8 protein-coding genes are annotated in these 10,007 nt (G+C 41.9%); 5 read left to right on the top strand and 3 right to left on the bottom strand.

Annotated features, from left to right (window positions below; genetic code table 11):
* Positions 1–211 precede the first annotated feature (211 nt).
* Positions 212–1,381 carry an FAD-dependent oxidoreductase gene (locus tag ACSFVZ_RS13340; RefSeq protein WP_348714612.1) on the bottom strand — a complete coding sequence of 390 codons (1,170 nt, stop codon included), beginning with the start codon at positions 1,379–1,381 and terminating at the stop codon, positions 212–214.
* Positions 1,382–1,639: 258 nt separating this feature from the next.
* Here ACSFVZ_RS13340 and miaB point away from each other — a divergent pair, with 258 nt between their 5' ends.
* From miaB to lnt, 5 genes are read left to right on the top strand one after another with little or no spacing between them, the layout of a single operon-like run.
* Positions 1,640–3,085, top strand: coding sequence for a tRNA (N6-isopentenyl adenosine(37)-C2)-methylthiotransferase MiaB (miaB, locus tag ACSFVZ_RS13335; protein WP_135924133.1), 1,446 nt, complete (start codon positions 1,640–1,642; stop codon positions 3,083–3,085).
* Positions 3,086–3,133: 48 nt separating this feature from the next.
* Positions 3,134–4,186 carry a PhoH family protein gene (locus tag ACSFVZ_RS13330; RefSeq protein ID WP_135924132.1) on the top strand — a complete coding sequence of 351 codons (1,053 nt, stop codon included), beginning with the start codon at positions 3,134–3,136 and terminating at the stop codon, positions 4,184–4,186.
* A complete protein-coding gene (ybeY, locus tag ACSFVZ_RS13325) occupies positions 4,183–4,638 on the top strand; it encodes an rRNA maturation RNase YbeY (protein ID WP_435559048.1) in 456 nt (151 codons plus the stop codon). Before ACSFVZ_RS13330 ends, ybeY begins: the two co-directional genes overlap by 4 nt.
* Positions 4,639–4,660: 22 nt before the next feature.
* A complete protein-coding gene (corC, locus tag ACSFVZ_RS13320; protein WP_135924131.1) occupies positions 4,661–5,545 on the top strand; it encodes a CNNM family magnesium/cobalt transport protein CorC in 885 nt (294 codons plus the stop codon).
* Positions 5,526–7,073, top strand: a complete 1,548-nt coding sequence (lnt, locus tag ACSFVZ_RS13315) for an apolipoprotein N-acyltransferase (RefSeq protein WP_435559047.1) — start codon at positions 5,526–5,528, stop codon at positions 7,071–7,073. The genes corC and lnt overlap by 20 nt, the downstream gene beginning before the upstream one ends.
* Positions 7,074–7,111: 38 nt before the next feature.
* Here lnt and bamJ read toward each other — a convergent pair whose 3' ends face one another.
* Complete coding sequence (gene bamJ / locus ACSFVZ_RS13310; RefSeq protein ID WP_435559046.1) at positions 7,112–7,588, bottom strand: BamJ family beta-barrel-assembly machinery protein; 477 nt, start codon at positions 7,586–7,588, stop codon at positions 7,112–7,114.
* A complete protein-coding gene (locus ACSFVZ_RS13305; protein ID WP_135924128.1) occupies positions 7,585–9,987 on the bottom strand; it encodes a Lon protease family protein in 2,403 nt (800 codons plus the stop codon). The genes bamJ and ACSFVZ_RS13305 overlap by 4 nt, the downstream gene beginning before the upstream one ends.
* Between the last annotated feature and the right edge of the window lie 20 nt (positions 9,988–10,007).

The following is a 10,007-nucleotide window of genomic DNA, read 5'->3' as shown; positions in this document are numbered from 1 at the left end:
GTAATTTCTAATTTCTAATTTCTAATTTCTAATTTCTAATTTCTAATTTCTAATTTCTAATTTCTAATTTCTAATTTCTAATTTCTCAAAAATTATATTCGATTGTATTTAGCAAAAAAAACGGGCTAATTTTCATTAACCCGCAATCTATATTTTATATCTATATTTTATACCAATACGCTTACTTATTAGGTATTTTTGCAGACGAGTATTAGCCTAACGTGCCACTAATTGCATATTTCAATACCCAATTTTTTGCAGGGCCTTTATTATTGGCTAATTTCAAGAACTTGCTCCGCGCCCAACTGAGTGGTTTTATTTCATTTGAAAAACCAAAATAGCATGCATCCATCATACTCATCATGAGTAAATTCGCATGACGACGTTTTTTCTCATATTGTTTTAATAATTGATGTTGACCCACGTCTTCTTGATCTTCCAAAATATCTGCCAATGCAACCACATCTTGAAAGCCTAAGTTTACGCCTTGACCTGCAAGAGGATTAATTGTGTGCGCTGAATCACCCACAAGTACTAAACGCCCTTGTGAGTAATCATTGGCGTGTTGTCTGGCAAGAGGGAAAACAGCATGCTCAAGTAATTCAAAGTCACCCGGTAGTTCAGGGAAATGTGCAATGAGCTTTGCTTTAAGTTCTTCATTAGAAAGTTTTTGCCATTGCTTTAAAACTGCTGCGTCGTGGTAACAAATTAAATTTGCATAAGGTGCTTGCATAGGTAAAAACGCGACAGGTCCGGTTGGAGTAAATTGCTGCCACGTTTTTACTTGTTGAGGAGCATCCAGTTTTATTAATACACCCATACAATGTTGAGCATACTGCCAACCAGTTACACCTAATCCAGCTTTGGTGCGCAATTGTGATTGACCACCATCAGCCGCAATGACTAAATCTGCCGTATAGTGTGTATCACCATAATGCAGAGTGATTGAATCGTCAGTTTGATTTATATCGGTTACAGGAGTCTTTTGCTCGATAACCTCAATATTGTAATCAGCAAATTGTTGCCATAGACTCGCCTGAATTAAGCTATTTTCAATTAAATGGCCTAAATGTGTCTCGCCAATATCTTTACAATCAAATAATAAGCTCTCGTCTTGCTGTTGATACGCTTCTAGTTGTTGATAAGGTGCAATTCGGTTTTTACGCAATAATGGCATTGCCCCAAGCTCATCAAGTAGGTGCTCTGAAAAACGATTAATAGCCGAAATACGAATATCCACTTTATCTGAGCTAAGAATACTATCCGCATCAATAAGGTGCTTTTCAATAATCGTGACATCACTCCCCTGCTGCGCCAACTTTATGGCTGTAGCAGCACCTACCATGCCACCTCCAACAACAATTATCTTATTTTTATTCATTCAATATTCGCTCATTTGGCTATTTAAATACCCGGCAAATTGTAACGTAATTCAATAAACAGTGTCAGTGCATTTAATACTTAAGAATTTCAAATCAGGGACTTGTTTGATTTCACACCACAAAGATTAAAACTATACTTGGATCTGTGCGGGTATCCAGCTAAAATACGCGTCCTTTAAGTCGGCATAATTGCCACTTAATCCTGTTTCTAACACATTTTTGTGTCACTACCGAATTGAAAACGAGGCTATATTTCAATGAGTAAAAAGCTGCATATTAAAACCTGGGGTTGTCAGATGAACGAGTACGACTCTCAGAAAATGGCTGATCTACTAGATGCGACAAACGGCTATCAGTTAACTGAAGAAGCTGAAGACGCTGACGTGATCTTACTCAATACCTGTTCAATCCGTGAAAAGGCACAAGAAAAAGTGTTCCATCAGCTTGGTCGTTGGAAGTTATTAAAAGATGACAAGCCAGACTTAATCATTGGTGTTGGTGGTTGTGTTGCATCGCAAGAAGGTGACTCAATTCGCCAACGCGCGCCATTTGTTGATGTGATCTTTGGCCCGCAAACATTACACCGCTTGCCAGAAATGATTAAGCAAGTGCAAAGTGGCGACAGCACATCTGTGGTTGACGTTTCATTCCCTGAAATTGAAAAATTTGACCGCTTACCTGAGCCAAAAGCAGAAGGTCCTACTGCATTTGTATCAATCATGGAAGGCTGCTCTAAGTACTGTACTTTCTGTGTAGTACCTTACACGCGTGGTGAAGAAGTAAGTCGTCCTTTAGATGATGTGCTCCTTGAAGTTGCGCAACTTGCAGAGCAAGGCGTGCGTGAAGTAAACCTTTTAGGTCAAAACGTAAATGCGTATCGCGGTGAAACACACGACGGTGAGATTTGTTACTTCTCTGACCTACTACGTTATGTTGCAGCGATTGACGGCATTGACCGTATTCGTTACACCACCTCGCACCCGGTAGAGTTTACACCAGACATCATCGATGCTTACGCTGATGTGCCAGAGCTTGTTGATCACTTACACTTACCAGTACAAAGCGGCTCTGACCGTATTCTTAACCTGATGAAACGTGGTCATACCGCGCTTGAGTATAAATCGACGATTCGTAAATTACGTAAAATTCGCCCTAACCTAAGCATGTCATCAGACTTCATCATTGGTTTCCCTGGTGAAAGTAAAGCTGATTTTGAAGCAACTATGAACCTTATCAATGATATCGGTTTTGATATGAGCTTTAGCTTCATCTATAGTGCGCGCCCTGGCACACCTGCTGCCGATTTACCAGACGATGTGACTGAGCAAGAGAAAAAAGAGCGTTTATACCTATTACAAAACCGCATCACGCAAATGGCGCAGCAAATTAGCCGCCAAATGTTTGGTACTGAACAACGTATCCTGGTTGAAGGTCCTTCTAAGAAGAACCCAATGGAATTACGTGGCCGTACAGAAAACAATCGTGTAGTGAACTTCGAAGGCCCTCACTCAGTGATCGGTCAATTCGTTGATGTACGTATTACTGAAGCGTTGCCAAACTCTTTACGTGGTGAATTAATTCGTACAGAATCAGAGATGAATTTACGTCGTGATGTGGCGCCATCAGCAATTTTAAATAAAGCTGCCGAAGCTGAAGCCGCAGCTGCCCCTAACGAAATTGGCGTTGCTACTTTCGTACCTTAGGGAGACACTGGTGCTGGCACTGCCAGCACCCATGAATAGGAAGTAATTTTGAGTAATCAATTAAAAACATTAGAGATTTATTTAGAACCTGCCGACAACAAACGACTCTCTTCTTTATGTGGTCCGTTTGACGAAAACATTAAACAAATTGAACGCCGCCTAGGTGTTGAAATTGCCCACCGTGATAATTTTTTCAGAGTCACGGGTAAACTTCATTGCGCCGCAGCCAGCGTTGAAATCTTAAAAAACCTTTACATTGACACTCAACCTATTCGTGGTCAAATAGGCGAAATTGAACCTGATGCAGTGCATTTAGCAATTAGCGAATCGAATGCCCTAGAGCAAGATGAAAACCCGGGCGTGTACGGTAAAGACATGGTGATTAAAACACGCCGTGGCGTTATTAAACCACGCAACGATAACCAAGGCGTGTATGTTGCTAACATCCTGCATCACGATATTACGTTTGGTATCGGTCCCGCTGGGACAGGTAAAACTTATCTAGCCGTTGCAGCTGCTGTTGATGCCCTCGAGCGTCAAGAGATTCGCCGTATTTTATTAACGCGCCCTGCTGTTGAAGCTGGTGAGAAACTGGGCTTTTTACCGGGTGATTTAAGTCAAAAAATCGACCCGTACTTACGCCCACTTTACGATGCTTTATTCGAAATGCTGGGCTTTGAGCGTGTAGAAAAGCTAATTGAGAAAAACATCATTGAAGTGGCCCCACTTGCTTACATGCGTGGTCGTACATTAAATGATGCCTTTATTATTCTTGATGAAAGCCAAAACACCACCGCAGAACAAATGAAAATGTTCTTAACCCGTATTGGTTTTAATTCAAAAGCAGTGATCACAGGCGATATCACACAAGTTGACTTACCACGTGGTGCTCGCTCTGGGCTTCGTCATGCTATTGAGGTATTAAACGGCGTAGATGAAATTAGTTTTAACTTCTTCCAATCACACGATGTCGTGCGCCACCCTGTTGTTGCACGTATCGTAGAAGCCTATGAGCGAAATGATGAAGCTGAGCGTTTAAAGCGCGCAGAAAAGCAACGTGCAAAAGAAGCACAAGCAAACCAACAAGAAGCAAACTCGTGACCGAATTAGATTTACAAATAGCCTGTGAGTTTGACGACTTACCTAGCTTTGAACAATTCCAACTATGGGCTGATAAAGCCCTTAGTAACTACCGTGAAGACGCTGAGCTTACTATCGTCATAAGCGACGAAGCACGAAGCCAGCAGCTCAATAATGATTACCGTGGAAAAGATAAACCGACTAATGTCTTATCGTTTCCATTTGAAGCACCACCGGGTATTGAGTTACCTTTAGTGGGTGATTTGATCATTTGTCCGGCCATTGTTTTGGCCGAATCTATTGAGCAAGAAAAGACCTTTCATGACCATTTTGCCCATATGGTGATCCATGGATGCTTGCATTTACTTGGATTTGACCATATAAAGGACGAAGATGCACTCGAAATGGAAAGCATAGAAAAGCAATTACTTGCTGATCTGAACATCGCAGACCCATATCGAGACGATATTTAAATTTACGGAGCAATTAGACGCAATGAGCGACGACAACTCGCAATCTAGCCAGGGTTCTTCTGGCAAAACTTGGTTGGGCAGAATAACCCAAATGTTGCAAGGGGAACCCCAGAATAAAGAAGAGCTGGTTGAAGTAATTGCCGATGCGCAAGAACGCGACCTTATCGACCCTGAAACCAAAGAAATGATCGAAGGAGTACTTGGTGTATCTGAGCTTAAAGTTCGTGACATCATGATCCCTCGCTCGCAAATGGTTACCTTAGAGGTTGATACACCACTTGAAGAACTGTTACCTATGATGGTTGACTCAACACATTCACGTTTTCCAGTGGTGTGTGAAGATAAAGACCATGTAGAAGGTATTTTATTAGCAAAAGATCTATTACCACTTATCTTAAACAAAGATGAGCAGTTACCTTCTTTGCGTGATTATTTACGCCCAGCAGTAGTCGTACCAGAAAGCAAACGTGTTGACACACTGCTTAACGAATTCCGTCAACAGCGATACCATATGGCAATCGTCATCGATGAATACGGCGGCGTGTCGGGTCTAGTAACCATCGAAGATATTCTTGAAATCATCGTTGGTGAAATCGAAGATGAGCACGACGAAAGCGAAGACCAACAAGATATTCGCCAAGTAGCTAAACACGTTTATGCAGTCCAAGCGCTGACTGAAGTTGATGACTTTAACGAGTATTTTAAAACTGGTTACAGCACCTCTGATGCTGACACCATAGGTGGTATTGTTTTACACGCATTTGGTCATATGCCAAGTCGCGGTGAAACAATTGATATTGATGGCCTGCAATTTAAAGTCACCAACTCAGATAACCGTCGCATCTTACAATTGCAAGTCACCATTCCTAAGGCTGATGATAACGACAGTGAAGAAACTGCTAACTAAGCTAAGCCTTATTGTAAAAGATAAAAAAGCCTGGCTCGCACTCATTGCGGGCCTCTTTTTAACCTTAAGCTACGCCCCTTATAATCTTTGGTATATTGCCTTTCTCTCTCTTGGCATACTTATCTATTGCATTAATCCGCAGGCAAATGGTAAATCGGCCGCTAAACAAAGTGCTAAGTATGGCTTTATCTTTGGTTTAGGCTGGTTTGGTGCAGGTATTAGTTGGGTGCATGTATCGATAGCCACCTTTGGCGGTATGCCATTAATTGCATCGATTTCATTGATGGTGCTACTTTGCGCTTACTTAGCCTTGTATCCTGCACTAGCAGCTTGGTTGACAACCCGCCTTGCTAAAGGGCCCTATAGCTTTATCTGCCTGTTGCTTGCCAACTTTGCGGTTACAGAGTACTTACGTGGCACTTTGCTAACAGGCTTTCCTTGGTTGAGCTTTGGTTATACACAAACCGACAGCCCACTGAACTTTTTAGCCCCTGTGATTGGCGAGTTTGGTATAACACTTGTTTGCGTGCTCATCGCGTTTTCACTCTTTCGTTTGCTAGGTAAAGACATAAAGCCGTTAATCGGCTCTGTAGCCTTGTTGGCAGGCTTATACGTAATTGCGAGTAATAGTGCTTTACAGTATCAAGATAAAACAATTAAAACAGTTTTAGTACAAGGGAACATTAAACAGCATTTACGATTTGAACCGTCAGAGTTTTGGAATACTATGAGTAAATACCAAGACATGACGCGCCTACATTGGAATGCTGATCTCATTGTTTGGCCAGAAGCTGCTGTCCCTGAGCTTGAAGCCCTATCAACACAATACCTAACCGGTCTTGATAGTGCAGCAGCTTTTAACAACACAGCCCTGATCACCGGTATCGTGGATTATCAATACGACACCCGTAATATTTTTAATACCCTCATTGTCTTAGGTAAAAAAGAGCAAGATGATAGCGAAGGTCATTATCAGTATTTAGGTAAAAATCGCTATCAAAAGCACCAATTATTGCCTATCGGTGAGTTCGTGCCATTTCAAGAATTACTGCGTCCAATCGCCCCACTGTTTGATTTACCTATGTCGTCATTTACTCGAGGCGATGAAGTTCAAAACAATCTTCAGGCGAACGGCTTACATATTTTACCCGCTATTTGTTATGAAATTGCTTTTGCTGATTTAGTGCGTGGTAATTATCGCAGTGATTCAGACATTTTATTCACCGTTAGTAATGATGCGTGGTTTGGCGACTCCCATGGCCCGCATCAGCATATGCAAATAGCCCGTATGCGTGCTCTAGAATTACAACGCCCGCTAATTCGCGTAACGAATAATGGTATCAGCGCCGTTTACGACCCTATTGCTAAATCACAGTTGAGCATGCCGCAATTTAAAGCTGATGTACTTGAAGCCAATATCACCTTAATCAAAGGCGATAGTCTTTATAGTCAATATGGTAATTGGCCAGTATGGATTGTAGTGATATTACTCAGTGCTGTGGGTGTGTTTATCAGGGTTAAGAAATAACAAATAAAAAAGGCTTCAATATGAAGCCTTTTAAAATTTTAAGATTCTATCTTTATCAATTCGACATCAAATATTAGCAATGAACCTGCTGGAATGCTGCCTACCCGTTTACTGCCGTATGCAAGCTGCGGAGGGATATAAAAGGTAAACTTATCTCCTTCACTCATTAGCTGTAAGCCTTCGGTCCAACCAGCAATGACTTGATTTAAACCAAAGCTGATTGGCGAGTTTCTGACCACTGAACTATCAAATACGCTGCCGTCTAACAGCGTACCATGATAGTGAACCTTGACTTTACTGGTGGCACTTGGTTTTGCCTCATTATCGCCGCGATGCTCAATTTTGTACTGCAGCCCAGATGCTGTTTCATAAACATCGTCGGCTTTACTATTGTTCGCTAAAAAATCCGCCGCTAGTTTTTCATTTTCAAGGGCTTGTAGCTTCGCCTTTTTGCTATTTTTAAAAATTAAAAAGCAAAAAATACCGATGATCAGTAAAAGTAATAAATTAATCATTCTGCGTCCTTCTCATCATCATTGTCGCCATTTACGATATCAGCAATATTGGCAAGCCTTGCTAAGGCTAGCGCGTTAATAGAGCCATCAGGATAGCCTTGTGGGGTCATTTCACCTGCGTCTTTATCCATTAATAAGCTCAATGCTTGATCAACGGTTTCAACGGCATAAATGTTAAAGCGGCCTTTTTCAACGGCATCGAGCACTTCATCATCAAGCACCAAGTTCACTTGATTAGATTTAGGAATAATCACCCCTTGCTCACCGGTTAAGCCACGCATTTTACAAAGCTTAAAGAAACCCTCTATTTTCTCGTTTACACCACCAATTGATTGTACATCACCATGCTGGTTAATTGACCCTGTCAGCGCGATAGATTGGCTAATAGGTAAGTTAGTAATGGCTGATATAAGCGCACACAACTCAGCCAGTGAAGCGCTATCACCATCGATATAGCCATAGCTTTGTTCAATTGCGATATTCGCACTGAGTGTCAGGCTAAATTGCTGAGCGTATTTATTACCTAAGTAACCGGTTAATAGCATCACCCCTTTTGAGTGAATGGCTTTACCCAGCTCAGCTTCACGTTCAACGTCAATAACGCCATCAGCACCTGCGTACACAGTGGCAGTAATGCGTGCTGGTGTACCAAATGAGGTATCGCCAATGTGCAGCACGGTTAAGCCATTCACCTTACCCACAGCGTGACCTTCAGTAGCAATTAAAATTTGCCCCTCTTTGATGTCACTGAGCATGGTTTCAGAGATTTGCCCTGTTCGATACTGCTTACCAACAATGGCCTCGTCTATGTGATGAGCATCAATCACTGTTTGCTCATCTTGTTTGGCATAAAAACTAGCTTCTGCCACTAACTCTAATACATCAGCAAAACGAGCTGAGAGTTTATTATGATGCTCAGCTTGGCGATAACTAAACTTTAATAATCTCGCCATCGCCGCTTCATTCACAGTACAATTAAGTGTTTGCTGACAATATTCAGTTACCTTGGTAATAAACTGATACTGCAGCTTATCACTACTTGGTAAGTAGTAATCAAAGTCAGCGAGTACACGAAATAACTCAGCAAACTCTTCGTCATATTCACCTATGGTGTAATAAAGCTCTCGCGACCCTAAAAGTACTATTTTTACATCAAGTGGAATAAGCTGCGGGCGTAATGTAAAGCTACTTCCTACTGAGCTGTCTTGGTAGGGTAAGTCATTTTTGATTTGATGGGTTTTCAAAGACAGTTTTAAGCCATCCCACACTTGCGGGTTAGACATAACTTTCTCTGCATCCATGATCAAATAACCACCATTAGCACGGTGTAATGCACCTGGCTGAATTGAGCGATAGCTGGTGATAAGTGACCCTTGCGACGTTGCATATTCAATCTTGCCAAAGATATTGCCAAAGGTTGGGTTCGGCTCATAGACTACAGGCGCAGCATCGCCTTCTTTGTATTCCACTAAAATATTTGGCGCAAAGAAATCTGTGAGCATACCTTTGCGGTCAAAATCTTCTTTATTTTCGTCGTTGTCATCATCGTCGAGCCACTCCAGTACCGCATCAATGATTTCTTCACGAATATCTTTTAGATAACGAAGAACCCCAATATGCGTTGCATATTTATGCTCAAGCGCTTTAAGAAGTGGTTTAGTAGCAAGTTCTGCTGTTGATTTTTTAAGGTTACGCAGTTTTTCTGATGATTCACGCTTCCAACGTGGTAGCTCAATCAGCGCTTCGATTAACGCATCTTCAAGCTTTTCAATGACCTCATAAAACTCTATACGAAGCGGCTCTTCAAGAGCTGCAAATTCACTATCACTCAGTTGCTTACCGTCAATAAGTGGAGCAAAGCCAACCACACCATTTTCTTCAATGAGAGCCACGCTTTGCTCAAGTGCAGCAATTTCTACTGCAGTTATAGCTGCATCGTAGGTGTCGGTAAACTCGCGATCAATTGATTTTTTCTTACGCTGATACCCAGGGTTATCAAATGCCGCAGGAAAAGTATCAAGCACTTCATCAATAAACGAGTCGATATCATCGGCAAGCTGCTTCGATTGCCCTGCTTGCATAAACAGCGCAATTGGCTCACGGTGATCGTCGTAGTTATTTACATACAACCATTCATTGGGAGTTGGACGGCCTTTAGAATGGGCTGTGAGTTTATCTTTCACTAACGTGTAGCGACCGTGTGCCGCTTCACCCATCACATATACATTATAACCCGGAAGTTCCATTCCCAGAGAAAAGTCGAGAGCGCTTTGTGCTCGTTGCTGGCCGATAAAAGGGAGTGCTTCTGGATACGGGTTTTGCATGCAAGTGGCAACATGGCTTGCAGAAATCTCTGGCGCTAGCGCAGAAACAGGTAATGGGATTAGTTTTTTTGTCATTCTAACTTCTTATTTCCCAG

Source organism: Pseudoalteromonas nanhaiensis, from assembly GCF_051235485.1.
Lineage (GTDB): Bacteria > Pseudomonadota > Gammaproteobacteria > Enterobacterales > Alteromonadaceae > Pseudoalteromonas > Pseudoalteromonas lipolytica_C.
This window is presented reverse-complemented; position numbering and strand designations above follow the sequence as displayed.

Excerpts from the sequence above, each read along its gene's own strand:
- corC (WP_135924131.1), top strand. The coding sequence starts at position 4,661 with ATGAGCGACGACAACTCGCAATCTAGCCAGGGTTCTTCTGGCAAAACT.
- ACSFVZ_RS13340 (WP_348714612.1), bottom strand. The coding sequence starts at position 1,381 with ATGAATAAAAATAAGATAATTGTTGTTGGAGGTGGCATGGTAGGTGCT.
- ACSFVZ_RS13305 (WP_135924128.1), bottom strand. The coding sequence starts at position 9,987 with ATGACAAAAAAACTAATCCCATTACCTGTTTCTGCGCTAGCGCCAGAG.
- miaB (WP_135924133.1), top strand. The coding sequence starts at position 1,640 with ATGAGTAAAAAGCTGCATATTAAAACCTGGGGTTGTCAGATGAACGAG.
- bamJ (WP_435559046.1), bottom strand. The coding sequence starts at position 7,588 with ATGATTAATTTATTACTTTTACTGATCATCGGTATTTTTTGCTTTTTA.